Here is a 25,678-nt window from a genome sequence, read left to right as displayed (position 1 = left end):
GTCCAAATATGGCATTATTAACCCATTGTTTTTAATGAAGTTAATTCCTTTCTGAATCAAAATCTCATTTTTCAGTCAAGCATAAAAAGAACCTAAATCCCCCCTTTATTAAGTTGAAACTAAATTCCACAATTATGTCGAAACTTAGTTTTACACCAAAATACTTAACTATAAGAAATCTGCAATGAAATTTAAAACACCGTTCAAAAAATCCAGTAAGCTCTGTGCTCTTGCGGTCGGCCTTCCTGCTTGTTTATTTTCTTTTACTGCTTGGTCTGAAACGCTTTGTGATGTTAATACACTCGTTTCAACACAAGATCCGATACCGTTAATCGAACAGGCAAACAAGCAGTGTACCAATGACTGGTTTTACGTACCTCGTAACGTATTTGATTCTCTCTATAGCGAAGATACGCTCCAGACAGTTAACAAGCATCTACAGCAAAAAGTAAGTCAGTACACGGGAAATGCAACACAAGCCACTGAAATTGCCAACCTTATTGAATATGTTCGTGCCGCTTACTATGTGAGATTTGGCTTAAAAGCTGAACTTGGTGAATACTCAGATCAACTTAGCAAAGCGTTCGCGAAAACAGTAAATCAATTTTTGGCAAATCCTTATGCAACAGAAATAGCCCTACCAGAACAAACTAACGCGTTATACGGCATGACGTACATGGTTGTGAGCATTAAGCAGCTGCCGATGACCATGAAGCCAATGCTGTCACTTCTTAATACACTGGATCGTGCCAATGCGAATAGCAGCCAATATGTTGAGGGACTAAACAACCTTTTCCGTGCAATGCACGGAAACGTTCATCGCGCGCCTTTCCAAATAATGCTGAAGCATCACCCTGAATATTTAGATCAGTTACATCAGTTCATTATCAATAATGAGTGGGCACTAGATACACCAGCTGATATTTTGCTTAGTAATGCAGCCCGTGAATTAGGTCGACTACTTACCTCGCCAGATGAGAAGGTCAAACAAAAAGTGATGACCATTCTGGATGATCTGCTTATCCGCTACCCGTTTGGAGGCAAAAGCGACAGCATTTGGATAGGTATTGTTGAAATGCTTAACCATTATGCGCCAGAGAAAGCCAAGGCGTTAAATTTAACAACGGCAAAAGCGGATCTGGAAAAAATCGTTTTACCGATTACATTCAACTGTGAAGGCCCTGCCATTATTCGGGCTCAGAAAATGACACAAAAACAGGCGCAAGCCTCATGTGACATGCTGAATGATAAAGAAACCGATTTCCATCAGGTGGTCAATAGTGGCTATAACCCTGTCAGTAACGATTCGAATGATTCGGTTGAAGTGGTTGTTTTCGATACTAACAGCGATTACATCACCTATTCTAACTTCCTGTTTGGCAATACAACCAACAATGGCGGCCAATACCTGGAAGGTAAACCAAGCCGCGAAGATAATCAGGCTCGCTTTATTGCCTATCGCAACGAATATGCCGAAGATTTCTCAGTGTTAAACCTTGAGCATGAATATGTCCATTATTTGGATGGACGTTTCAACCTGCAAGGTGGTTTTAATGACAACTTGCGTGAAGGTCACATCGTATGGTGGATTGAGGGTTTTGCTGAGTACATGACCTACAAGAAGAATTACACTTCAGCAAATGACCAGGCGGAACAGCAAACCTATCGCCTATCCGAAATATTCGCGTCGACCTATAGCCACGACTTAACCCGTATTTATAGCTGGGGCTACCTTGCTGTTCGTTTTATGTTTGAGCGTCACCCGGAAAATATTCAGCCTTTACTGAACCTTGCCCGTCTGGGTCGCTTCAAAGAGTGGGCTACCACTGTAAAATCCTTAGGGAAGGCATACGATCACGAATTCAGCGACTGGCTAAAAGAGATAACGGAAGAGAACAAGCTAGCGAAAATATCTGCGCAGAAAGCACTAACCGTTGAGCTAACGCCGAATACATCGGTAACATTGAACCCCGAGCAGCATCGCGAGAAACTTTTCTATGTCGATATAGCTGAAAAGACGACAACATTTTCTGTCTCTATCTCCGGTGACGGCGATGCCGATCTCCATGCCAGCTATGAGCGTGTCGCGCATTATTATGACTATGATATATCCAATGCCAAGGTTGGTAGCAATGAAACCATCACCTTTGATACACCGAAGCCGGGCCGTTATTACTTAAGTGTCGTGGGTCGTGAAGCCAGCAATCAAGTTAAACTCGTCACGCAGGTGACTTCGGAAAATCTGTCGAGTAACACTGGTAATAACGGAAATACTGGCAATAACAGCCAACGACCTGAAGATGACTTAGCTCCGGTTATGCTTGAAAAAGACACCCCAACCGAAATGACAGTTCATCAAAACCGCTATATGGCTGTTTATGTACCGGAAGGCAACCAAACGCTGCGGGTATGGCTAACGCCTAAAGCGTCTGCCACCGCAAAAAACAAAGGGAATGTCAACCTGTATGCCGCTCAGAAACACTGGCCAAGTCAGGAAGAGTATAGTGCTTCATCGACACGTTCAGACAGTCATGAGTTCATTGAAATGAAACATGAGCAGGCCGGTTACGTTTACTTATTAATAACAGCGGATCAGCCAGAAAATCTATCTGAAGTATATGTGACTTACTTCTAAACCAAACAATAGCCTCGTCGATTATTCGTCCTTGATAAACTCCGCCCCTGTATTACATACAGGGGCGTCTGTTGCACTTATTTTACTACTCCAGCTTGTGACAGACCCCTAACTTGCACTGACATTGCTTCATTTAAAATGGCGATATGGAAGTGTTCAAGTTATAACCAAATATGGCGTTACTATGAGCGTATATCTTGGCTGTCAAACCTATATATTGAGCAATATCAACATTTTCATTATGCACGTGAGCGATATGCTGGTGTGGGATGTATTATGCCAAGCTGAAATCAGTGTTTATATTGCTGGAGAAGCATGAATTAAATTAAGGTCATTTTACCACGCTACACCTTAGTGATGCTCGTTGGGTATTAATTGGTTAGGTTTTTTACTGCTGCAAATGGCATAAAGGAACGAGTTAATGAAAAAAATAATATTAATTGTTGTTTGCATCATGTTTGCAATTGCTGCAATAACAAGTATTTCTTCAACATCTTATATCTCCCATCAAGAAATCGACAAGATCATTTTGAAAAAGTCACAGGCACAAGCTGAGCTGCTTGCCGAAAATGTGGAATATATATTGAGCACATCTTCACAGCCTTTAAATGATTTACAGAAATTGGTTCAATCGCTTAAAAGTCGTCCAGATATTAGCTATGCAATCGTGATTGACAAGAATGTTCAAGCGATTGCCCATAGTGATATCGAAAAATTAAACAAAATCTATGACGATAACTATACCGTAGATGGAGCAACAAAAGGAAAACCACAATATTCCAAGTGGTATGCAGACGTACAGGAAGTCTGGGTATACGACATTTTATCTCCAATTTATGTTAATGGTGAATTGTACGGTACTTTCGATATCGGTATTCCCATCACTGAAGTCAGCGAAGCGGCGAAAGGTATTGTGATTAGCCAGCTAGTCGTTATTTTAGGTATTTTCTTTATTTGTGGCTGCGTACTTATGTGGCTGCTGGGCAAACTGTTAAGACCGCTTTCAGGATTACAGCATGTGTTAGAGAATATTTCGAAAGGTGATGGCGATCTTACCATTCGGTTGCCAGTACGCGGTAACGATGAGATCGCCCATATTTCCACTGCTTTCAATACCTTCGTTAGCAAAATCAATGAGATAGTTGTTCAAGTGGTTAAAACCGGTGTTGATCTTGGCCACTCAGCTACAGAGCTTCGGAGCCAGTCTCAGCAAGCACTATCGCGAGGCCACGAGCAAAGCGATCAATCTTTATTAGTTGTGACTTCAATGAATGAGATGATCGCAACAATTGGTGAGATTTCGCAAAATGCTACCGGTGCCGCGGAGTCAGCAAAGAGTGCCAATATCGAAACTCAGGAAGGGCAAAGAATCTTACAGGAAGCAACCAGTACCATTACTGATCTTGCTGCTCAAATGAACGATATGTCAGGGGTGATTACTTCTCTGGCAGAAAGAACACAATCCATAGGCTCTATTCTTGACGTGATTCGAGGTATTTCAGAGCAAACAAACCTGTTGGCGTTAAATGCGGCCATTGAGGCAGCGCGTGCTGGTGAAGCCGGCCGTGGTTTTGCTGTCGTTGCGGATGAAGTAAGAAATCTGGCTACCAAGACGGCCCAATCAACCAATGAAATTCAAGTTATGATCGACCAGCTACAGAATGAATCCAAAAATGCTGTCGATGCGATGGACTGTAGTAAATCATTAACCATTGAAGGCTCTCAAGCAACGGAAAAAGCTCAGCAAGCTCTTGAGCAAATATCGGCGCAGGTCATGACGATACTTGATATGAATACGCAAGTTGCTACTGCTACCGAGCAGCAGTCTAGTGTTGCCAACGAAATTAACATCAATATGGATACAGTGGATAGCTCGGTCAAAGTTGGCCTGACTGCCAGCCGAGAGCTAGAAAGATCCAGCCAGAAACTGGCGGAACTTGCCCAGACGTTAGATCGTCATGTCGGCTCTTTTAAAATTAATCACTAACATGTAATTCCTTTTGAATTAACCTCTTTTTAGGTAACACTGATCAGTTGAATGTTTTATTGGTTGGTTAAAAATACCTTCTTTTCCCAAGGAAAGAGGGTATTTTGTCTCTCTGTCACATGCAGTCTTGGTCGCTTCATCGTAGCAATCCAGAGAGTGATTTCAGGCTAAAAGTGTTTCCATTTAAATTCGTAGTTGGTCATTAAGTCGCTAGATTAGATGGGAAAGGCGGAATTCTTAGTCTTTCCTTATTTAATCAACAACGCCCATTACACTTAAAACATCCCCGTTTATCAATGAGCTTATTGAAGATAAATATCCGGTAATGAATAAGATCAAACGTAATAAAAAAGCCCCCGTTAAGGCCTGATGAGTATTATCCGATCTTGACCACCAGTTTGCCGCTATGGCAATGATCTTTCAGTTGCTGCAGGCCGTCGGTAAGTTGCTCAAAAGGCAAGACTTGCTCAACCATCGGATCAAGCTTGCCTTCTGCAACGAGGTTGCTCAGGCTGTTGCCGATATCGGCAAGGTGGTGAATATGCTCAGCGTTGCCATGCGCAAAAGTACCGTGCAGGGCAACTTCATGTATGCTCAGTGCCTTGGTGGTTGCCAGTAATGGCACTTGGTTGAACTGATCGGCGACCATAACGATTTGACCGTTATAGCGGATCAGGGCGCTCATTACGCTGCCTGATTTTGCCGACACACAGTCAATTACACTATGTACTAACTGAGCTTCTGTCAGCTCGATCAGCCGCATTGCCACATTTTCTTTATCTGGATCGATGACGGCGTCGATACCATATCCTAACAGTCGCTGGTGGTGTTTTTTTTCGGCAATAGCGTAGACAGTCGCACCCGCCAGTTTCGCTAATTGGACGGCAAACCCGCCGACACCTCCCCCCGCGCCGGTAATGGCAATATGCTGGCTGTTTTCAACCCGTAGCTTGTCATAAACTGCCAGCCAGGCACTGTAACCGGCACAGGGCAGCGCGGCAGCTTGATAGAATTCGAGTGTGTCGGGAATACGACTGACGGCCATTGCTTTGCAGGTGGCATATTCAGCAAAACCGCCCGCAGTTCGGGGGTCGGCAAAAAAGAGCACCCGGTCGCCAGATTTGAAATTGGTGACATCTCTGCCCACGGTGTCGACAGTTCCGGTAACATCAAGACCGATAATTTGCGGATACTGCCAGGTAGCATAGCCCCAGCTGGCTAGCTTATAATCCATTGGATTTAGCCCGACGGCGGCCACTTTTACGCACACTTCACCTGCGGCAGGAGTGGGTTTCCGGGCTCTGGTGAGTTTCAGACACGGCAGTCCTTCCGGCAGGGTAAGTTTCCATGCTTTCATATGCCACTACCTCATTATGGCGCACTACATCCCAAGAGTACGAAATAGCAATAACTGTTTAGAATCTTATTTTTATACCCATCAGCATATATCCAATAATAAAATATTGCCTGAATTTGGGCGAATAAGTTTTCTTTATGAGAGATGGGTTATGACGATAAGCAAAGGGGGCAAGCCGGGGTGGGATGTTGGCCGTTAGAGAGCAAAAAAGCCTTCAGTATGTTGAAGGCTTTTATACTAATCGGAATAATTGCCCAGAGTAGTCTTAAAGAATTCGTTCAGCCAGATAGGCGTCGTAATCCGGGATCTCGATGTCGACGTCCTGATCCAGCATAGGGGAGGTGATCATAAAGTTAGCGCTGGCGCGGTTGGTGGCAACCGGTACATTCCATACAGCAGAAATACGCAGTAAGGCTTTCACATCAGGATCGTGCGGCACTGAATTCAATGGATCCCAAAAGAAAATCATCATGTCGATTTTGCTTTCTGAAATCATTGCCCCTAGCTGCTGGTCGCCGCCTAGTGGGCCGCTTAGCATGCAGTTGATATTCAGACCTGTTTCTTTTGCTAGCAGGTGGCCCGTCGTCCCAGTGGCATAAAGCACATGATCCTTCAGTCTGTCCTTGTGCTCTAGTGTCCAGCGAAGAAGATGTTTTTTACAGTTATCGTGTGCAACTAAAGCGATGTGCTTGCTTTTTTGCATAGTACGCGTTGTGACTTGCATGCAGGGCTCCAACCTTCTTGTTCACTAATGAACAGAGTTATTATTTATAGTTGCATTAATATCAGAGCTTACTTGTGTTGTACAACCTAAATACTTGAAAGTATAAGCTGGCTCAAGGCACCGAAGCCTAACGCACGACTTTATGGTTAATCACATTGAAAGCCGGCCTGAACTCAGCAGGGGATAAAGATTCAAAAATGACCTCTGCGGGTAAATGGTTGGGTGTTAATGGTTCAATTTTAGGGGCCAGATCCAACTCAACGGGTTTACCTTCCAGATATCGCACAGCCTGATCGATAGAGATCCGGGCTTGTTGGGCCATTTTATCGGTCGGAGAAAACAGAATTTTTCCCCGGCGCAGGCCACGATAGACACCATGGCTGAGGTAAGTGGATACGATCTTAATGTCATCTGTTTTCTTTGTTGCCCGTAATTCACTGATAGCCACTTCAGCGGCGACAGCTCCACCTGCAATATAGTCAATGTTCGGATGGGAAGTGAAAAGTTGCTGGATAAGATTACGTTGCAGCTCTTTGCTGTTATCAGCCCACAGGGTTGCTATGATTTCGATATCACTGTTTTTCACCGCGTCGTGAAATCCCTGGGTAACTGGTTTCGTTCCGCCCCGTTGCTTTGGGCCCGGCAGCCAGGCGACCTTGACTTTACCACTGCCCGCGGGGTGGCGTTTAGCTAGGAAATCACCGGTCTGTTTTCCCATGTAGTACCAATCGACCCCCACCTTCGCTTTAACATGCTGTTGAATGTCGGGATCACTCATGTCGATATCATTAATGGCAGCAAAAATGGGTATATTACCCGTGAGTTGAGAAAGCGTCCCGTTGTAGGCTTTGCTGTCTACGGTTCCTAAAATAATGGCATCTGCACCCCATTGACGGCAGTAGCTTAGTTGGTTTTTCTGTTTTTCCAGATTAGGGTAGCCACCCGCTTCTAACACCGTGAGTTGAATGCCCGTGCGCTTCGCCTGTTCAATCATGCCGTAATTAATAGATAACCAGTATGAATCCTTCAGGTGCGGATATACCGCACAAATTTTCCACGGTTTTGAGGCTGACTGAAGTGGCTGATAGAGAATTGCCTGTGACCTCTTGTCGGCCGAAAATGGTGGCTGATGGGTGATCACCTGCCTCCCATATGCTGAGTGGAAGGAGAAAAAGAGGAATAAAAAAGAAAAAACACGCAATTTAAACATCATTGTTAGCATCTATACCTGTATCGCTGGCAAAATAGTAATGCTTTCTGTCCTGGGGTTAAACCCAATTTTTAGAGATATGGTCCTGATCTATGTCATTTACCCGAAACAGTATTGGTCGAAAACTGCTGTTAGCCTTCTCAGCCATTGCTGGACTGATGATTATTGCCGTGGTTATTGGCGTGGCCGGTTTTTCGCTGGTTGCTAAAACTGAGCGCACCGTTATTAATTCTGCAGTACCGGCACTGGCAGAAGCGCGGCAGCTCTCTGATCTTAGTACACGTATCATTTTTACGGCTCAGGTGTTGACCACATCGAAAGACGAGAGTGAACGGCAACGGCAGGGACGGGCACTGACTATTCATATCGAAGGGCTGAAAAAAAGCCTGAAGGCGTTGGATCGGTATTCGTTTGAGAACGAGTTAATGACGCAACTGGAAGAAGACGTCAAAAACATTGTCGATAACTTAGCGCTGCTAGGGCTGTTAGTGGGACGCCAGATTGATTTGCAAGAGCAGGTCCATATTCTGACCGACGAAATGTCGGCGGCGACACAGCAGATTGACTCTTTATCACAGTCTCAGGTTTCTAATGCCAACACTATTGCCGTTGCCAACGTTTCACGTATCTATGATTTAGTGGCAGTGGGAGATAACTCGGCGGTATATAAAGCACTTGATAGCTTGGTTGAAGTCGATATGGATTTATCGGAGCGTTTGTTTGAACTGCGTTTCTTGTCGCTTCAGGTGATTAATATACTTGATGACTCTAACAGACAGACTGATATCACAGCTCTTTCCGAGTTGAAAACGCGATTTATGAATGCCATTAGCGTGATGAGCCATCGGGTGAAATCGGTTGAAGATCCTAATCGTTCTCTGCAGTTGGGGGAGTTGACCGAGAGATTGAACCGTGGTGGTTTGCTTTTCGCAACATTGGAACAGCTGCTGTACGCCAAACAAGATGTTGAACGGCTTGATCAACAGAATCTGATTTTGTTTCAACAGTTAAATAACCGGGTTGATGACATCATCGATGCTGCCAATAAGGGAACTCAGCTTGCGATATCCGAAGTCGATGAAACCCTGACCCTAGCAAGAACCAGTCTGATTGGTATCTCAGCGATTGGTATGCTGGCAGTGGTATTGATCATGTGGCGTTTTGTGTATGCCCGGGTGATCCGCCGGATCAATGATTATAGCCAGGCCCTGTTATCTCTGGCGCGGGGTGACTTGGAAATTCGCTTAACGATAAAAGGTGACGATGAGCTGGCCCAGATGGGCCGAGCGATCATGGTGGCACGTGATACCGCTTCAGAACGTTATCGTCTGGCGCAAGTGGAATCAAAAATCCGCCACGAACTGCAGCAGCATAAAACCAGCCTGGAAGGCTTGGTCGCACAGCGAACCAGTGAACTGGAAAAAACCAATGCACGGTTAAATATCGAAGTGAAGAACCACGATAAAGCCAGAGCTGAGGCTGAAAAAGCTAACCGGGCTAAATCAGTATTTCTCGCCACCATGAGCCATGAAATTCGGACCCCAATGAATGGTGTATTAGGCACCGCATCGTTGTTGGGCGATACCGGGCTTAATCAGCAGCAGGCGAAGTATCTGGAGGTGATCCACCGCAGCGGTGAAACCTTGCTCGATATTCTTAATGATATTCTCGATTATTCCAAAATTGAAGCGGGTCACCTGGATATTCGTGCCGCAGATTTTTCTTTGTCTGAGCTGTTAACCGACGTTTATAACATACTTGAGAGCCGCGCATTGGCTAAACGCATTCAGCTGATCTGCAATATTGATGATCAGATCAATGATATATGGGTTGGCGATGCGACCCGCATTCGTCAGGTATTGGTTAATTTGGTGGCTAATGCCATTAAGTTTACCGATGAAGGTTATGTGAAAATTCAGGTAGGCATCAATCCCCTGCAGGGTGATGAACTGTTATTTAAGGTAGAAGATACCGGGATTGGTATTGCCAGGAGTGAACAAGCGACGCTTTTTACCGCTTTCCATCAGGCCGAAGAGGGCCGCAAAGCGATTGGCGGAACAGGCCTTGGACTTGCCATCAGCAAGCATATTATCGCGGCGATGAATGGTGAGATTGGTTTGCATTCCACATTGAATGAAGGCAGCTGTTTCTGGTTCACGATTCAACTGGAACAAGGTAAACAGTCGCAAGTTCTTGAGAAGCAGGTAATGAACGTGCCATCGGCATTCATTTTGCTGGTGGAGGATAATCCGGTAAACAGTCTGGTTGCGGAAGGTTTTCTTAACCGCCTGGGCCATACCGTTATCATTGCCGCAGACGGGAAGGCGGCTGAGCAAGCATACCGTGAGCACGAGTTTGATATGGCACTGCTCGATATACATTTACCTGATACCGATGGGGTGACCTTGCTTCACCGTCTGCGCCGAATTGAAGCTGCTAAGCACGGTGAATCGTGGCGTGAACCCACCCCTATGGTGGCTTTTTCTGCTCATGTATTCCGCGAGGAAGTAGAAATTTATCTTACGTCCGGTTTTGCAGGTTTTTTACCTAAGCCGTTGGTTGAAAAGCAGCTAATTGAGACCATCAATAGTATTCTGAAAGGGGATAAACGCGTGGCGATAGAACAAGGTGCACTGGCGGTGGAAGGTAAACTGGAAGAAACGGAAACGGTTGAAGCTGACGTTTGCGAAGTGGAAACTCTGACGGATGAGCCTATTTTACGAGAATCCGTACTGGGCAATGATCTGCAGGTGTTAGGCGAAGCTCAGGTCCAGCGCCTGATCCAGCTGTTTGCGACATCATCCGGTCAGACGCTGCAACAGCTCGAAGCGGCAATTGAGGCGGGTGATATGAATGAAACATCCAAACAGGCCCATACCCTTAAAGGCGCAGCCGGTACCATGGGTCTGATACGTTTGCACGACAGGTGTTCAGTGTTTGAAAAAGCAGGTAAAGAAGGTTCAGTGGGTGGCCTGAACGTTGATGAACTTGCAGACGTCTTCGAGCAATCCAAACAGGCTCTGGAAGCGGCGTTTGGATCGAAATAATAGTAATAATTACTCAGTAAAGTAACGAACTATCGGGATCCAGGCCTTATTTTTTTAATTCTAGTTTTTTCTCTATTAATGGTGTGATTGCCTACACATAATGATATTTGTTGGAGGAATAAACTAACCGTGCACTAAATAATCAAAATAATAATGACGCATGGAGAGATACGATGAACAAAACCTCTGTCACCATACTGTCGGCTGCGATCTTGTCAGCATTAAGCATGAGCGCTAACGCTTGTACCGGTTTGATTGTCGGCAAAGGGGCTTCTGTTGATAGCAGTATTATGATCGCCCGAAACGAAGATTTTGGTATTAATAATTGGAACAAATATCTGGCTTATCGCCCGGCGCAGGTGAATGACGCGGGTGAGTGGAAGCTTGGCAATGGCCTGACCGTACCGATGCCTGCTCATTTTTATGCCTATTCAGCAATTCCGGATTGGGATGCGAATACCGTTGACAGCGCAGGAAAATATTACGAAGAACGCGGTATTAACGAATTCAATGTGGCGGTTTCAGCCACAACCAGCGCGGAAGTCAATGATAATGCGAAAGCTGCTGATCCGCTGATTGATGATGGCATCATTGAAGCCATTATTCCGACCCTCATTTTACCGCAGGTTAAAACCGCGAAAGAGGGGGTTGAATTACTGGGTCACTACATTGAAACTTATGGCGCTGGTGAAGGGAATAGTCTGTATATTGCCGACGTCAATGAAGCCTGGTTATTTGAGATCGGCTCTGGTCATCATTGGATTGCGGCAAAAGTACCAGACGACAGTTATGCCATGATTGCGAACGGCTTGCGGGTACATGGTGTTAACCTCAATGACAAAAATATCATGCACTCCAACGGGCTGCTGGAATTTGTAACAGAGAATCAGCTGCTAAAAGCCCCCGATCCTGAGTCATTCAACTTTGCCAAAGCCTTTGGCGTTATCGGTGATACGTACAATGTTGACCGCGAATGGCTGGGGCAGAATATGCTTACGGCCTCAAACAAGCAGGCAACGCGCCAGCAACAGTATCCATTGTTTATGAAGCCCGATAGCAAACTCTCAGTGCAAGATGTGGCGAACGTTCTGAGTGCAACCTACGAAGGAACTCCTCTGGCAGAAGATGGCGAGCGTCCAATTCGTGTTGAACGACAGTTAGAATCACACATTATTCAGCTGCGTAAAGAGATGCCCCATGAACTGCAGGGGATGATCTGGCAAAGTTATGGGGTGCTGGCTGAATCGGTATTGGTACCGTTGTATGGCAATTTGCAGGACTATCCAACCCCATACACTACCGGCAGCGATACCTACAGCGATGATTCTGCTTATTGGCAATTTAGAAGTCTGACGGCATTAGCGACAGCTAAGCCCGAAAAATATTTGCCGATGCTGAAAGCAATCTGGGATAAAGAAGAGCACAAGTTATATAAGCAGGTCAGTAATATGGATGAGACCCTAAAAGCGCTGTACAAGTCTGACAAGCAAGCCGCATTGGATATGGCATCGGATTATTCTTATGAGCAATTACAGCGCACCTTAACCATGGCGACTGACATACGCTACAAAATGATGACTGACTTAACCAAAAGTACCGAGAAGAAATATTCAGAAGAAGAGTTTAAGAAAATTATGAGTTTGTGATCCCTGCGGGGATTAATGAATAACGAAAAGCCTCTTCGGAGGCTTTTTTTTACGCAAGGTAAAAAATAACCCCGAGAGTGAAAACTCTCGGGGTTATATCAGCTAAAGCTTAAAGGAAGAATTACTTCTTCTTCTTCTCGTTAGCTGCTTTAACTTCTGCGATTACTGTTTCAGCAACGTTTGCTGGACATGGTGCATAGTGTGAGAACTCCATAGAGAACTGACCACGACCAGATGTCATTGTACGCAGGTGACCGATGTAACCAAACATTTCTGAAAGAGGAACATCAGCTTTAATACGAGAACCAGTCAGACCAGCCATTTGGTCTTTGATCATGCCACGACGACGGTTAAGGTCACCGATAACATCACCAACGTGATCTTCTGGAGTGAACACGTCTACGTGCATGATTGGCTCAAGAAGCTGAGCACCCGCTTTAGGCATAGACTGACGGAATGCGCCTTTCGCTGCGATTTCAAATGCTACTGCAGATGAATCGACTGCGTGGAAACCACCGTCAACTAGTTCAATTTCAACGTCAAGAACAGGGAAGCCAGCTAGAACACCGGTATTCATCATGCCCTTAAAGCCTTTCTCGATTGCAGGCCAGAATTCTTTAGGTACGTTACCACCAACAACAGATGATTTGAACGTAAAGCCAGAACCTACTTCGCCAGGGCGCATGAAGTAATCAATCTTACCGAATTGGCCAGAACCACCAGACTGTTTCTTGTGCGTGTAGCTATCTTCAACTGCTTGAGTGATAGTCTCACGGTAAGCAACCTGAGGTGCACCAACAATAAGGTCAACGCCGTAAGTACGCTTAAGGATATCAACTTTGATATCCAGGTGAAGTTCACCCATACCTTTAAGGATGGTTTCACCAGTTTCTTCGTCAGTTTCAACCTGGAAAGATGGATCTTCTGCAACCATTTTACCGATTGCGATACCCATTTTCTCAGAGCCGCCTTTATCTTTAGGCGCAACAGCAATTGAGATTACCGGAGTCGGGAAGATCATCGCTTCAAGCGTACATTCGTGCTTAACATCACACAGAGTGTGACCAGTCTGAACGTTCTTCATACCAACAACAGCGATGATATCACCAGCTTGAGCGCTAGAAAGTTCGTTGCGCTGATCCGCCTGCATTTCAACCATACGGCCGATACGCTCAGTCTTACCAGTAGCACTGTTAAGAATTGTATCGCCTTTGTTCAACTTACCTGAGTAGATACGGATGAAAGTAAGGGCACCGAAGCGGTCGTCCATGATTTTGAACGCAAGCGCTTTTAGTGGCTCATCAACAGATACGGTAGCAACTTCACCAGTTGGCTCACCAGTTTCTGGATCTGTCAGCGGCTGTGGATCAACTTCTGTTGGAGACGGCAAGTAATCAACAACTGCGTCAAGTACTAGCTGCATACCTTTGTTTTTGAATGCAGAACCACAGAAAGTAGGGAAGAACGTACAATCACGAGTACCTTTACGGATACAGCGCTTGATGTCTTCGATAGAAGGCTCTTCGCCTTCCATGTAAGCTTCCATTAGGTCGTCGTCCTGCTCAACAGCAGTTTCGATCATCTCTTCACGGTAAGCTTCTACGTCATCAACCATGTCCGCAGGGACTTCTTTGATCTCGTAGTTTTCAGGAAGACCTGTGTCATCCCAAACGTAAGCTTGACGGTTTAGTACGTCAACAACACCAACGAAGTCATCTTCACGGCCGATTGGCAGCGTCATAACTAGAGGCGTAGCACCCAGAACTTTTTTAATCTGGTCAACAACGCTGAAGAAATCTGCACCCATACGGTCCAGTTTGTTTACGAAAATGACACGTGCTACTTCTGAGTCGTTCGCGTAACGCCAGTTAGTTTCTGACTGAGGCTCAACACCACCAGAACCACAGAATACACCGATACCGCCATCAAGTACTTTCAGTGAACGGTATACTTCAACTGTAAAGTCAACGTGTCCAGGAGTATCGATAACGTTAAAGCGGTGATCTTTCCAGAAACAGCTTACTGCTGCTGACTGGATAGTTATTCCGCGCTCAGCTTCCTGTTCCATGAAGTCAGTTGTTGATTCACCATCATGAACTTCACCAGTCTTGTGGATTTGACCAGTAAGTTTCAGGATACGCTCAGTAGTAGTGGTTTTACCCGCATCAACGTGCGCGAAAATACCAATGTTTCTGTATTTAGATAAATCTGTCATTGTCTTACTCTATAGAAAATGAGGTTCACAGTTCGGTGCCGGAGTATATCACTTATTACTGCGAACAGAACATAGGTTTAGGGTCATTTAATGACCATTCGTGTCGCTTTTTTCAGAAAGACTGCCAAATATGGCTATCGACCGAGTACTGATGTAAGCAAATAGCTTTGCGAACGGCAGGATCTTGTCGTTTAGTTTAGTCTCTCTGTGGTAATTATTTTTCGCGGCTAAAGCTTATTATCACTAACAGAAAATCCAGATAATTGCTCAATCCGAGAAAACAGAGCTGGACTACTCCAGCTCTTCTGCTTCGCGTAGCCGTTCCCGGCGATCTTGTTCTTCGGCAAAAACCGCTTTAATCTCTTCCAGTACGGAATCGATATCAGCCACTTCTGTACTTTCTTCAAAGTGACCCGTTAGCTCAATATCAGGGTGCAATTCACCGGCCTCAAACAGGGCCCAGATTTCTTTGGCGTACTGGCTGTCTAGCAGTTCGGGGGCGTACTGAGCGTAGTAGCTGGTCATATTGTTGACATCTCGCGCCAGCATCCATTGAGCATTGTTATTTGCTGCGGCATCAACAGCTTGAGGAAGGTCGATAATGACGGGGCCGTATTCATCCACCAAGACATTAAATTCTGACAGATCACCATGTATCAGCCCGGCGCAAAGCATGCGCTTAACATATTCCATGACAACAGCGTGATCTTCACGTGCTTGTTCGGCGGACATTGATACATCGTTCAGGCGTGGGGCAACCAAGCCTTCATCATCAGTGACCAGCTCCATTAGCAATACGCCGTCAAAGCAGCCATAAGGCTGGGGAACGCGTACACCAGCAGCGGCTAACGTATAGAGCGCATCGACTTCGGCATTTTGCCAGACCTGTTCTTGCTGCTCACGGCCGAACTTGGAGCCTTTCTCCATCGCCCGGGCGCGGCGGCTATTTCGTACCTTGCGGCCCTCGCGGTATTGCACGGCTTGTTTAAAGCTGCGCTTATCCGCTTCCTTGTAGACCTTCGCGCAGCGAACATCATTGCCGCAGCGTACTACATAGACGCTGGCTTCTTTGCCACTCATCAGCTGGCGGATGACTTCATCCACTAAGCCGTCATCAACCAGTGGCTGGATTCGTTTCGGTATTTTCATCGCGTCTTTATACCTTAAACTGACCATTAGCACGAACTTTTTTGTGTGTAATGTTATTCCGGCCCAGTTTGATTTTCAACAACACCTTGAATTACTTCCGTTGCTACTGCTTGCCTTAAGATTGCTAACCTTAAACCTGCTTTGTGCGGTAGAATTCACGTTATTAATTGGTAACTATTAGAGTCAGGCAAATGTCTCAGGAAGAAATTGAAGTTGAAGCGATTGGTATTGAGGTCTCTTCTCAACCTATCGAGCTATATAAAGTGTTGAAAATTGCTAATGCGGTGAGTGGTGGCGGTGAAGCCAAATTTGCAATCGCAGAAGGGTATGTGGTGGTTAACGGTGAACTTGAGCAGCGTAAACGCCGTAAAATGTATGACGGTGATTTGGTCGAGTTTAATGAAGAATACTATGTGGTGCTTTGTGATCAGCCCGTTCAGGAGCCTATAGAAGAAGCCGAAAAGCCTAAATCAAAGACATCAGCGCCGAACAAGCCACAACAAAAGAATGCTAAAAAAAGCAATAAAAGTACGGCTAATAAGAAAGGTAACAAAAGCAGTAATGGAAATAAAGGCGGTCAGAAGAAATCATCTTCTCCCAAAGAGATCAGTAAAGCAGACCAGTCAACAGGGCGTAAGCTAATCAGTTTTTAAGGTGATGGCCATCAAATGATTGCCCTGATGCTATTGTTCATCCATTTTGGCGACAGCTAAAAATGTCAACATGCCATTGAGATCCAGATAGCCGTCTGATTTTTTAGTTTTGCGTAGAAATTGATAGCCCGAAACCATGCGAACAAGCTCTCCGAGTTGCAGTTCTGATAAAGACTGCTCACTGATCGCTTGATATGCAGCTTTTAGGGCTTCTTTATCAACAACTTCAGCATGGCGGTATAAATAGCCGCATCCCGTTGCTAACCATTCCAGCGAGCAGTTTGCTTTCATCGCAATTTGGTTGGCTTTACTCAGGCCGGGCTCGCTGCCTTTGAGGTATTTGCGGATCAGAGCTTCACTGAGCTCGACCCGGCGGGCAAAGCCGCTGATGCTCTCTTCACCAATTAATATCTTGAGGCGTTCGGCAAATGCCATAATTCGTACTCCAGTTCGAGGTTTCCCCTTTGTAGCATTGCGGCTCTGGCGAAACAAGCCTAGGATGGAAACAGAATTTTCGGGAGGAAAAAGATCATGGTTGCAAAAGTAGAATTAACCCCGCAAGGCCCACAATTTTCTGAGCTTGTCCAAGGCTATTGGCGTTTGGCCGATTGGGGTATGACAGCGCAGGAGCGTCTGTCATTTTTGAAGTTGCATATTGAGCTCGGAATAACCACGGTCGATCATGCTGATATTTATGGTGGTTATTCGTGTGAACAGTTATTTGGTGAAGCCATCGTGCTGGATCCGAGTATTCGCGAGCAAATAGAGATCGTGACAAAGTGCGATATTAATTTATGCACAACGCAATTCCCTAATCGCAAAATCAACCATTACGACACCAGCAAGCAGCACATTATTGAGTCTGTGAACAACTCATTAACTCGTCTGCATGTTGAGAATATCGATGTCTTGCTGATCCACCGGCCTGACGCATTAATGGATGCTGACGAAGTTGCAGAAGCTTTTGCTGAACTCAAACAGCAAGGCAAGGTGAACCATTTCGGCGTGTCGAATTTCTCGCCCGCTCAGTTTGATTTGCTGCAATCTCGCCTGGATGCACCGCTGGTGACTAATCAGGTTGAAATTAATCCCCTGAACTTTGACGTCGTTCATGACGGTACGTTAGATCAGCTGCAAATGAAACGTACCAAGCCGATGGCTTGGTCTTGCCTGGCGGGTGGCGAAATTTTCTCTGGCCAGTCAGAGCAACAAGTTCGTGTACGTAACGAGTTAGAAGCCATTCGCCAGGAAGTCGGTGCGGTGAGTCTCGATCAGGTGATTTACGCATGGGTGAAGCGTCTGCCATCGAATCCGTTGCCAATTATCGGCTCCGGTAAGATAGAGCGAGTGCAGGCGGCAGTTGAATCACTCAGGATTGAGCTGACACGCGAACAGTGGTTCCGGGTATGGGCGGCTTCGAAAGGCCATGGTGTGCCATAAGGCATTCTCTTAAAAATCACCGAAAATAAAATGACATAATGGCAGTCAGAAGAGGGTTATAAGCCTAATTCTGACTGCCATTTTTGCGGACTATTTTTTATCTGAAATATCGCCCGTCGAAGTCGGGTTGGCTTTATCGCCACTCCACTCGAACCAGCCGCCATCAAAGACGCTGATATTTTTCCACCCCATGACATAGGCGTAGAAGAACGTTTCAGAGGCACGCCAACCGGTGCCGCAATAGAAAGAGACTTGCTGGGACGGGTTGATATTCCATTGCTGCCAGAGATTTTCGATGTCTTTAGCACTTTTCATGGTGTCATCAGGGTTGCGAAAATCTTCAAGATGATTGGCATCGCTACCGGCGTGGCCCCATTTAGAACCGGTAATTCGTCCTTTGGGTTCGATATACTTATAACCACTGGTCTTGCCGATATATTCGTCCCAGGTTCGGATACTGACTAATGATTGTGTCGCAGGTGCCTTATTCAGCATCGCCTTAGCTTCTGCTACATCAATGATCAGATCTGGATTTGCAGGAATTTCCCGACCAAAATCGACGGGAGTGTTATCGCTTTTTAACATCGGTTCGGTGGCGTATCCGGCATTAACCCAAGCCTTCCAACCCCCGTTAAGCAAACGCACATCTTCAACACCGGCATACATCATGATGTTGGCAGCGCGGGCGGCAGCCATGTTATTACGGCCATACAGGATTACTGTGGTGTCGTAGCGGATGCCCAGTTCTCGAATAACCTTGGCTAACTTCTCGTCGCTGACCCGGTTCCACCATGGCTCTGATTCAATCTCATTAGTATTGAGATACCGTGCGGTTGGAATGTGAGAGGCAAGGTGTTTGGTTGGTGGCCCCCAGGCAACCTCGACTAATTTATACCCTTTCTTGGGAGCATAATGAGGCTGCTGGCCTTCCACGACCTGCTTTACCCACTTAGGCGTGACCAGTTGCTGGAAGCGAGGCAGGGCATCAAGTTGACCAGAGTACAGGCTAATTGGCTGGTCGATGATATTAACCGCGGTTAGACCTTGATCTTTTAGGGCTGAATTCACAAGTGCGCTTGCCGTGTTGTCACAATATAGATAGGTCGGTTTATCAACCATGACCTTTTTCTCGTTCAGCAGTTGCTTGAATTGTGCTGGTTCAATACTTTTCAGCCAGCCTGCATCGATATTGATTGCACCAGGGAAGTGCCCGCCACGTTTAGCGTCAGCTTCCGGCCAGCCGTTATAGTAGTTGCTGGAGCGGCAGTCTATTACCTGAATATCTGAAGAGGGGATGACTGATAGGTCATCAAAGGTGATTGCTTGCAATTCAAAGCTGATAAGCATGATGACAGGGAATATTGTTTTGCTGATAGCGTGCATCATAAAACCTAATTGATTGAAGATTTCTGATTATATACCCAACCAACTTCAAGCGCTCGTTTCAGCGAAAATTTCCAGATGCTAATTTGCATATATAGTTGTTCTATATCACAAATCAGCAACGGAAAATCAGAGTCTGGAAAACAATTAAAGAGGAGAAATCGACGCAATTACCTCTCCCGCTGTTTTCTCTTATGCACCATTATTGTTCGATAACCTTAATGCCACCGTCTTGCTGCGCCTGTTTTAACAGTGCTTGTCGTTGCACTTCTTTTTCTGATAACGCTGTTGGCTGTTCAGCCTCTGGTTCATCATTTTGTTGAGTGAAGTTGTGGATTTGAGTGAAAGTTAGCATTGGTAACGACTCTGTATTGTGTGTGCTATGCATAAAGAATGTCGTGAGGTGGTTAATAAATCATCATCCCTAGCTGTTTTTTTTAGGGATGAGTAGCAAGGCGTAGATCACACTCGTTCGGCGATCTGGCATTTTTGACTGCTCACCGACGGAAAAAGGGTTTATATATATTGCCGCCGCCATTGCACGATAAATTCGGCAATCTGTTGTGGCTGGTTTATATCCAGCACCGGTAACGGAATGTTCTTCGTCGGTTGGCTGTCTGTGGCAAACGCAATAATATGAGGGTCATTAGGGTAGAGCAGCGGTTTCCCATAAGCCGGGCGATGAATTTCAATCTTAGGAAAAGCGTTGTCGCGAAAACCTTCTACCAGCACTAAATCCAACCGGGTATGATCGAGTTGGTCCAGGCATTGCGTTAGCTCCGGCTCATCATGTTCTGGCTCTGGATACTCGAAGTAGAGCATATGGCGGGCCTTCGTTGCGAGTAGCGTTTGAGCGCAACCCGCATGACGCAGGCGATAGCTGTCTTTCCCTGGTACATCAGGATCGATGTTATGGTGGCTGTGTTTAACCAGACCGATACGCAGGCCATGCTGCTTTAATACGGGGATTAATTTTTCCAGTAAGGTGGTTTTTCCTGAACCACTGTAACCGGCAAAACCGATTATTGGCGTCATGTTTTTCTCGGGAATAAAAAGTATCCGGTGATCTTAAAGCAAATCAGCCTAAACGTCATGGTGTCACTCTCGTTGCCTGGCGTACTATCCGTCGAGGCGGTCAATTGTTACTCGTTAGTGGTATATACCGTCTAGAATTATTGTGTGGTTTACTGATTTTTCGTGGGGACTGCTGCAGTGAATGACCCTAATAGAAGAGAGTAAAGGTACGAATAATAAACGGGGTGAAAAGGACTGAGAGGTTAAATCGAGATTTATCAGTAAGAGATGAAAGACCGACAGGATGGTGTCTTTCATGAATTATCAACGGCATCAGGGAGAGTGCTATGTGGGCAACGCTGGATTTTGAAGCATCTGGATTATCGGATCAATCGTATCCGATTGAAGTGGGGTATTCCTTACCCGACGGCAGTGGTCACAGTCTGTTAATCAACCCGTTAACCGCCAGCGATGTTTGGCAGCATTGGGATAAGTATGCGGAACAAGAAATTCATCGAATTTCTCGTAAAGAGCTTGAGCTTAATGGCAATCAGGTCGTTGATGTTTGTCAGCACTTAAATATTGTTCTCGGCAAATTCGAATATGTTTTTTGCGACAGCCAATGGGATTTATTCTGGCTTGGTCGACTTTACCATTCAGCACATATGCGCCCCTCTTTTACGCTCACCGAAGTCGGTCATTGGCTAATGCAGGAGAATGGTATTGAGCGTGCTCGTTTCCAGCTGGCACTGGAAGAACAAGGGCCGGTCAAACACCGTGCAATGCATGATGCCGAGCAAATACGGCTGGCAATAACGCATTTGGTCGGCTGGTCAATCAGTTGAAAATCGTGCGTTACAGCTGACAGATAAATCGTTACAATTCAACTCACTATCTCTTTATGGATACAAGAGCGCTCCTTGCTAACTCAAACTGTACGTATAGCGTTGTTTAATATTTCGATGTCTGAACCGGTTGAAGGTCAGATCCTCACACAGACTTCTACCGCGGATAATGGCCGTTTTTCTAAACTTGCGGCTATTATTCAGCACGTTCGTCCCGATGTCTTACTGCTGTGCGAATTCGATCATCCCGGAAAAGGAGGGGATGACGGTGCATTAGCAAATTTTTGTCGCCTCTATCTGGCTGAACCCCAGCATCACCAGTCTGCAATTGAATATCCCTATCACTATGCACCGGCAAGTAATACCGGTTTATTAAGCCCATTTGACTTGAACGGTGATGGTAAGCTGACGTTACCGGATGACGGTCTCGGTTTTGGTGAACACCATGGCCATTTCGGATTCGTTATCCTGTCACGCTTCCCTATTCTTCAGCGGCAGATCCGAAGCTGGCAACAATTACTTTGGCAAGATATGCCGGGCCATTGCATGCCTGAGGGTTATTACAGTGAACAAGCCGCCGGAGTGCTGAGGTTATCGTCGAAAAATCATGTATTGATACCTATCGAGGTTGAACAGCAGGTTATTAATCTGCTTTGTTGTCACCCCACACCGCCGGTGTTTGATGGTGAAGAAAGACGTAATGCGCGCCGAAATCATGATGAATTACGCCTGATCACCGACATCATTAACCATGCTGGTTATCTGGTCGATGATCAGGGCCAGCAAGGTGGTTTATCTGATAAGGATAAGTTTGTGGTGATGGGCGATCTTAATGCTGACCTGATCGACGGTGATGGGATCAAAAAGTCCATTCGTGACTTGCTGTATCATCGCCGGATCAACCGTTCCGCCAGTGCGGGTAAACTAACCCCTAAGAGTTTAGGTGGGTATTTTCTTCAACCTCGTCAGGCTCGCACCGGCCGGAAAAATGAATGGACGCACCTCGATGGGCTGCGGCTTGATTATGTCCTGCCTTCAGAGAACCTATGTGTGAAGCAATCCGGTGTATTCTGGCCGGATAAAAAAGGTCCGCTACGTCATCTGATCACCGATGAGCGGGGTAGGGAAAGGGCGCAAGCGGGCTCTGATCATCGGCTGGTATGGGTAGATATTGATCTGACTCCGATGTAATTAGTTGTAAGTGTATATTCTGACCTATCTTTAGAGGGAATTCTCTTTTCTTTAAAGATAAGGAGCGGGTTATGCCTGGTAAACACAAAGAGTTGAGTGGTGAAGGGTTACGCGGGCAAAGTGCGGGTTCGACTGCACTTTGTACGGTAGGTAAAACCGGTACAGGTCTCACTTACCGTGGTTATGATATTACGGATTTAGCCGAACACGCTGAATTTGAAGAAGTGGCTTATCTGTTATTAAAAGGCAAGTTGCCAACCCGGACAGAGCTGGCTGCTTACAAAACCAGGTTGATCTCATTGCGGGGTTTACCCCTGGCATTAAAAAACACATTAGAGCAGATCCCGGCAGATGCCCATCCGATGGATGTGATGCGAACCGGCTGTTCGATGCTGGGTAATCTGGAGCAGGAACATGACTTCAGTGAGCAGCAGGATAAGGCCGACCGCTTGCTGGCGTTATTGCCTGCGATCCTCTGTTACTGGTATCGCTACAGCCATCATGGTGTGCGGATTGAAACTTATTGTGATCAGGATAGCCTCGGGGGCTATTTTTTAAAGATGCTGACCGGAAAGACGCCTTCTGATCTTCATATACAGGTCATGCAATGCTCACTGGTTCTGTATGCCGAGCATGAGTTTAATGCCTCAACCTTTTCGGCGCGAGTCTGCGCATCAACCTTGTCTGATCTTCATTCATGTATTGCAGCAGCAATTGGTACGTTGCGCGGACCCTTGCATGGGGGAGCTAACGAAGCGGCGATGGAGATGATCGAACGCTGGCAGACCCCGGATGAAGCTGAAGCCGGTATTTTACAGATGCTGGTAAATAATGAAAAAGTGATGGGTTTTGGCCATGCGGTGTATACCGAATTCGATCCTCGTAATGTACTGATCAAACGCTGGGCGAAGAAGCTGGCTGCAGAGGCGGATGATTCGGTGCTGTATGAGATGTCCGAGCGTATCGAGCAGGTAATGAAACGGGAAAAAGACCTGTTCTGTAATGTCGATTTCTTCCATGCCCCGGCGTATCACTTTATGGCGATCCCTACCAAGTTGTTTACCCCGATTTTCGTGATGAGTCGAGTGACAGGCTGGGCGGCACATGTGTTCGAACAGCGAGCGCATAACCGTATTATCAGGCCTAGTGCCGACTATATTGGGCCGGATCACCAAGACTGGCTGCCGATTGATGAGCGACACTGACAATATCGATTTTTTCGAGTCAGCAAGCAAAGCCGGGGAATGGATAACCATTCCTCAGGGACGGCTGTACTGGGCGCCACATTTCTTTTCAGCGCAACAGGCTGATGAGTATTTTCAGCATCTATCGAACGAACTGAACTGGCAACAACAATCGATTCGGATGTTTGGCCGTCAGGTCTTGCAGCCTCGTTTGCAGGCATGGTGCGGCGATGTTCAGTACACCTATTCGGGCCTAACTATGAAGCCGGAGCTGTGGACGCCTACCTTACTGGCAATCAAAGCGGCCTGTGAGCAGGCGGCTGGGGTGTCGTTTAATTCGGTACTGGCGAATCTCTATCGCCACGGACAAGATTACATGGGCTTCCATCAGGATAATGAAAAGGAGCTCGGTTATCAGCCCGTTATTGCGTCGGTCAGTTTCGGTGAACAGCGTCGTTTTGTTTTAAAACATATCGAGACCAAGCAGAAGATTGAATTTGTCCTGCACTCCGGTTCGCTATTGATCATGGCGGGTGAGACTCAAACCTGCTGGCTCCATTCCGTTCCCAAGACTCAGAAACCCATGCAACCGAGAATTAATCTGACCTTCCGCCAGATTATGCCAGTTGATATTACGGGTTAAGTAACCGTTTGTTCGTTATCACATCCGGTGTCTTGAGTATAATATTATCTGCTAGCGTATTTTTGCACACGGTGTTGGTATTGTCGCAGGCTTAATAGAATCTGTGCTATAGACAGGGAGTTGTATGAAATTATTAACGATAGGCCTGCCGCTTTTTATCTCTTTGCTGGTGGCTCCAGCTATTTCCAGTACAGAACCTGCATTTTCCACTCAAGAATTGGCTCTTGCCAGTATAGATCAACCAATCGTCACTCAGACGGAGAGCATATACCGATTTAAGCAAGATGCTCAGCTGATCCGCGATACCTATGAAGCGAAGCTATTTACGTTACCGGCGTTTAAGTCCGGCCATTACGGGCTGAGAATGTATCGTCAGACGCTGGATGATAAATATGAAGCGGCGGTATGGTCTGATATGGCACGGGTTGCCAGTCGGCTGAATATGTTTGCGACCGAAGTTTATACCCCGGAGCAGATCCAGGTTTATTCCAATAAGCGTATTGAAAGCTATCTGGATAAAACAAATGAGCGCAGCAAGTTGCGTTATGAAGCAACACAGCAAATGCCTGAATACCTGTACCTTGGTGTTGACTTGCTTGGTTCAATGGCGCGTGCCGATGAATATGGTCTGAAACATCGTGAAGATGACAAATTACACCAGGTGATCCGTCGTTATGATTTTGCCAAGTACGCAACGGATGAGGCGATGATAAAAGCTTGGGCGGCTCAGTTGGCTAATCAGGTGTACTGGTTGCGTCAGTTAGGCGAACAGGATGTGGTTGAGGAGTTTATTGCCGCATTCAGGAAAGCGTATCCGGACCGTGATGACAGCCAGCTGTCAGAACAGCAGTTTGGCAATAAAATTTATGGGCTTACCCATATTATTTTTGCCGCATCCGCGTATTACCAGCATCCAATTAACGAGCAGGATTTCCAGTGGGTATATGACTATTATCGCGACAATATTGATGCGATTATCGCCCGGGCGAAAGAAGATGTGATTGCCGAGGTGGGGATTAACTTCCTGCTGGCCGGGTTAGGTGATGATCCTGTTGTTCTGAAAGTGCAAAAGGTGATTCAACAAGCCTTGAATCGTGAGCATGGCCTGGTGCCATCGGTCAGTGGCGGGGTTGAGTTAAGGGATGGTGAACACCGCAATGTACTGGCAATTATGCTGCTTGACTGGAAAGGGCCGCATGTGGCCCCGACGATCACCAAGCAACCTGATATGTTTGACTCTGTGCCATATGGTTTAGTGCCAAAATAAAGTCATATAACGGCTGGTATTACATCTGCCGCTAAACGCAAGCAGAAAGGCGAAGTACGGCTTCGCCTTTTGTGTTTGTCTTCCGATG

Annotated in this window: 20 protein-coding genes; 11 read left to right on the top strand and 9 right to left on the bottom strand. The window is 46.1% G+C overall.

Features of this window, described 5'->3' with window-relative positions:
• Positions 1-184 precede the first annotated feature (184 nt).
• Both AC2204_RS01605 and AC2204_RS01600 read left to right on the top strand, forming a co-directional pair.
• The gene (locus AC2204_RS01605; protein ID WP_318923602.1) at positions 185-2,635 is read left to right on the top strand and encodes a M9 family metallopeptidase; all 2,451 of its coding nucleotides are present in this window, start codon (positions 185-187) and stop codon (positions 2,633-2,635) included.
• Between the two features lie 421 nt (positions 2,636-3,056).
• A complete protein-coding gene (locus AC2204_RS01600) occupies positions 3,057-4,622 on the top strand; it encodes a methyl-accepting chemotaxis protein (RefSeq protein WP_318923601.1) in 1,566 nt (521 codons plus the stop codon).
• A gap of 376 nt (positions 4,623-4,998) precedes the next feature.
• Here AC2204_RS01600 and AC2204_RS01595 read toward each other — a convergent pair whose 3' ends face one another.
• From AC2204_RS01595 to torT, 3 genes are all read right to left on the bottom strand, one after another.
• The gene (locus AC2204_RS01595; protein WP_318923600.1) at positions 4,999-5,979 is read right to left on the bottom strand and encodes an alcohol dehydrogenase catalytic domain-containing protein; all 981 of its coding nucleotides are present in this window, start codon (positions 5,977-5,979) and stop codon (positions 4,999-5,001) included.
• Positions 5,980-6,244: 265 nt separating this feature from the next.
• Positions 6,245-6,703: a methylglyoxal synthase gene (locus AC2204_RS01590; protein ID WP_318923599.1), complete on the bottom strand. Its 459-nt coding sequence runs from the start codon at positions 6,701-6,703 to the stop codon at positions 6,245-6,247.
• 127 nt (positions 6,704-6,830) lie between these two features.
• On the bottom strand, positions 6,831-7,925 hold the full coding sequence (gene torT, locus AC2204_RS01585; RefSeq protein WP_318923598.1) for a TMAO reductase system periplasmic protein TorT: 1,095 nt from the start codon (positions 7,923-7,925) through the stop codon (positions 6,831-6,833).
• An 80-nt stretch (positions 7,926-8,005) separates the two neighbouring features.
• Here torT and torS point away from each other — a divergent pair, with 80 nt between their 5' ends.
• Together torS and AC2204_RS01575 are read left to right on the top strand one after the other, a co-directional pair.
• On the top strand, positions 8,006-10,960 hold the full coding sequence (gene torS, locus AC2204_RS01580) for a TMAO reductase system sensor histidine kinase/response regulator TorS (protein ID WP_318923597.1): 2,955 nt from the start codon (positions 8,006-8,008) through the stop codon (positions 10,958-10,960).
• A 173-nt stretch (positions 10,961-11,133) separates the two neighbouring features.
• Positions 11,134-12,606 carry a C69 family dipeptidase gene (locus tag AC2204_RS01575; RefSeq protein ID WP_318923596.1) on the top strand — a complete coding sequence of 491 codons (1,473 nt, stop codon included), beginning with the start codon at positions 11,134-11,136 and terminating at the stop codon, positions 12,604-12,606.
• Positions 12,607-12,727: 121 nt separating this feature from the next.
• On the opposite strand, the gene fusA is transcribed toward AC2204_RS01575, so the two are convergent.
• Complete coding sequence (gene fusA, locus AC2204_RS01570) at positions 12,728-14,821, bottom strand: elongation factor G (RefSeq protein WP_318923595.1); 2,094 nt, start codon at positions 14,819-14,821, stop codon at positions 12,728-12,730.
• 291 nt (positions 14,822-15,112) lie between these two features.
• Positions 15,113-15,970, bottom strand: a complete 858-nt coding sequence (locus tag AC2204_RS01565; protein WP_318923594.1) for a PA4780 family RIO1-like protein kinase — start codon at positions 15,968-15,970, stop codon at positions 15,113-15,115.
• Between the two features lie 191 nt (positions 15,971-16,161).
• On the opposite strand from AC2204_RS01565, the gene AC2204_RS01560 reads away from it, so the two are divergent.
• Entirely contained in the window at positions 16,162-16,623 is a 462-nt protein-coding gene (locus tag AC2204_RS01560; protein ID WP_318923593.1) for an RNA-binding S4 domain-containing protein, read from the top strand.
• Positions 16,624-16,653: 30 nt separating this feature from the next.
• Here the strand turns inward: AC2204_RS01560 and AC2204_RS01555 are convergent, their stop codons facing one another.
• Entirely contained in the window at positions 16,654-17,058 is a 405-nt protein-coding gene (locus AC2204_RS01555; RefSeq protein ID WP_318923592.1) for an XRE family transcriptional regulator, read from the bottom strand.
• Between the two features lie 96 nt (positions 17,059-17,154).
• Here AC2204_RS01555 and AC2204_RS01550 point away from each other — a divergent pair, with 96 nt between their 5' ends.
• Complete coding sequence (locus tag AC2204_RS01550) at positions 17,155-18,063, top strand: aldo/keto reductase (RefSeq protein ID WP_318923591.1); 909 nt, start codon at positions 17,155-17,157, stop codon at positions 18,061-18,063.
• A gap of 90 nt (positions 18,064-18,153) precedes the next feature.
• Here AC2204_RS01550 and AC2204_RS01545 read toward each other — a convergent pair whose 3' ends face one another.
• From AC2204_RS01545 to mobB, 3 genes are all read right to left on the bottom strand, one after another.
• On the bottom strand, positions 18,154-19,446 hold the full coding sequence (locus AC2204_RS01545) for a rhodanese-like domain-containing protein (RefSeq protein WP_318923590.1): 1,293 nt from the start codon (positions 19,444-19,446) through the stop codon (positions 18,154-18,156).
• Between the two features lie 202 nt (positions 19,447-19,648).
• A complete protein-coding gene (locus tag AC2204_RS01540) occupies positions 19,649-19,801 on the bottom strand; it encodes a hypothetical protein (protein WP_318923589.1) in 153 nt (50 codons plus the stop codon).
• A gap of 161 nt (positions 19,802-19,962) precedes the next feature.
• Entirely contained in the window at positions 19,963-20,481 is a 519-nt protein-coding gene (mobB, locus tag AC2204_RS01535; RefSeq protein ID WP_318923588.1) for a molybdopterin-guanine dinucleotide biosynthesis protein B, read from the bottom strand.
• A gap of 326 nt (positions 20,482-20,807) precedes the next feature.
• Between mobB and AC2204_RS01530 the strand changes: the two genes are divergently transcribed.
• From AC2204_RS01530 to AC2204_RS01510, 5 genes are all read left to right on the top strand, one after another.
• Positions 20,808-21,305, top strand: coding sequence for a hypothetical protein (locus tag AC2204_RS01530; protein WP_318923587.1), 498 nt, complete (start codon positions 20,808-20,810; stop codon positions 21,303-21,305).
• A 117-nt stretch (positions 21,306-21,422) separates the two neighbouring features.
• The gene (locus AC2204_RS01525; protein ID WP_318923929.1) at positions 21,423-22,496 is read left to right on the top strand and encodes an endonuclease/exonuclease/phosphatase family protein; all 1,074 of its coding nucleotides are present in this window, start codon (positions 21,423-21,425) and stop codon (positions 22,494-22,496) included.
• Positions 22,497-22,567: 71 nt separating this feature from the next.
• The gene (gene prpC / locus AC2204_RS01520; RefSeq protein ID WP_318923586.1) at positions 22,568-23,701 is read left to right on the top strand and encodes a bifunctional 2-methylcitrate synthase/citrate synthase; all 1,134 of its coding nucleotides are present in this window, start codon (positions 22,568-22,570) and stop codon (positions 23,699-23,701) included.
• Positions 23,688-24,323, top strand: coding sequence for an alpha-ketoglutarate-dependent dioxygenase AlkB family protein (locus tag AC2204_RS01515; RefSeq protein ID WP_318923585.1), 636 nt, complete (start codon positions 23,688-23,690; stop codon positions 24,321-24,323). The genes prpC and AC2204_RS01515 overlap by 14 nt, the downstream gene beginning before the upstream one ends.
• A gap of 124 nt (positions 24,324-24,447) precedes the next feature.
• Positions 24,448-25,590 (top strand): DUF3541 domain-containing protein, encoded by a 1,143-nt coding sequence (locus AC2204_RS01510; RefSeq protein WP_318923584.1) that lies wholly within the window; start codon positions 24,448-24,450, stop codon positions 25,588-25,590.
• Positions 25,591-25,678 lie beyond the last annotated feature (88 nt).

This window comes from Photobacterium sp., assembly GCF_057456235.1.
Note: the sequence above shows the minus strand (reverse complement) of the source record. Positions and strands in the feature narration are given on the sequence as shown.